2 protein-coding genes and 1 pseudogene are annotated in these 1,552 nt (G+C 52.4%); all 3 read right to left on the reverse strand.

Annotated elements, in window-relative coordinates; genetic code table 11:
• On the reverse strand, positions 1-392 hold a 392-nt coding region (locus PKX57_RS12155), incomplete at its 3' end, for an FAD-dependent oxidoreductase (protein ID WP_472417586.1).
• A complete protein-coding gene (locus tag PKX57_RS12160) occupies positions 389-982 on the reverse strand; it encodes an isochorismatase family protein (protein WP_213920424.1) in 594 nt (197 codons plus the stop codon). The genes PKX57_RS12160 and PKX57_RS12155, both read right to left, overlap by 4 nt.
• A 279-nt stretch (positions 983-1,261) precedes the next feature.
• A pseudogene (locus PKX57_RS12165) lies at positions 1,262-1,552 on the reverse strand (metallophosphoesterase); the annotation flags it as partial.

The following is a 1,552-nucleotide window of genomic DNA, read 5'->3' on the forward strand; positions in this document are numbered from 1 at the left end:
GTTCCCGGGGGGATATCCCTGTATTCGTAAACCACCCTTGAGCAGGTCTCGAGCGAGGGAAGCCTCTTCGGCGCGGTTCCGGTGGCTACTAAAGTGTAATCGACCGTGTATCGGGCCCTGCGGGTAACGATGATTCTATCGCGAACAGCCGTGACCTCTTCGGGAATTATCGCGATGTCGTTGACGTTGAGGCGATCTTCCAGCTTTCGACAGAGCTCCTCTCCGGTGCATGGTTCGAGCGGAGGGAAGTTTTCTACACGCCAGGCGTTGTTGAGGAGACCGCCCACAGTTCGCCGCTCGAAAATCAGCACTTCGATCCCGTATCTTTTGAGCATGATCGCGGCTGCGACACCGGCCGGTCCGGCTCCGACGACTCCCACCGTGTTGATCATAAACGCTCCCTAAGCAAATCCAAAATCTCCGGAGTGTTTGACACGGCCGAAAAGCCGCTGGCAAGGTTTTTGAGCGACCGGACGTGCTGATCGACATCTTTATCGCACAGGGCATCTTCGACCATAACAGTTCCGTAATCCTTGACGAAGGCCGATCTCGCCGTAGTCTCACAGCACAGATGCGTTCTCACGCCGCAAATTACGAGCTGGTTAACCCCTCTGTCTATTAGGAAAGCGTCAAGCGCGGTTCCCTGGAAGGCGTCGTAACTATCTTTGTAGAAGACGGGAAAATCGCTGAACTGAGGAATGGCCCAGCGATCGGCTACGGTGTTGCCCCACCACTCCTCCATCATCTTCGAGCCACCCCTGTGAACGGTCGAAGCTACCGGCAGGCGGCAGCTGACGAACCCTTCTACGAGTCTGCCCACACTGGCCACAACCTTTTCGATTCCTTCCAGATAGGCCAGCGATTTTCTGTCACTGAAGTAATTTTGAAGATCTATCACCAGCAAGGCCGGGGAGAGAAGCACCGGTCGGTGCTTCTGGCGTTCGCGACCGAAAGTCCCTTCGAACAGAGCCTCCGTAAGCACGGTCTCATCTCCTCCCCGAAGAGTCCGAATTAAACAATTCTATCACTATATGACCAGATTGGAAAAGATATCCAGTGTTTGAAGGCGGTGATGGTTATGAACAAACGCTCACAGTTCTTAAGAGTCGTGGCGGGTGGTGAGTTGACGAGTCCACTCTTCTGGACGAAGTGTGATTCGGACCTAATCTGGACACCGATTGGGTAGCGAAGAAACTAAAAGAAACCGGCTCCCGCCACTGTTTCAGTTGATGAAAGCCGGTTTTATATTAGAGCAGAGTCCTTACTTCTGTTCGGTATTGCTTATCGTTCCATCCGCATGATACTCCATCAGGCGAACGTCTGTGAACTGCTTACCGGATTCGATAACCACAAAGCACCTTTCCAGACCGATCAGATTTTCGTCAATCCATGTACCGCTGTTGGCATATACTTTTTCTCTGTCATACTCATTTTCGTAGCGATTGACGAGCGGCACGTGCGAATGCCCGAAGACGACCACATCAACGGTCGAATCCAGATCAAAGTACTGCTTGACAGCCTGTTCGTCAAAGAATGTATGGTCAATTGCACC

The sequence above is a fragment of the Mesotoga sp. genome (assembly GCF_035363035.1).
Taxonomy (GTDB): Bacteria; Thermotogota; Thermotogae; order Petrotogales; family Kosmotogaceae; genus Mesotoga.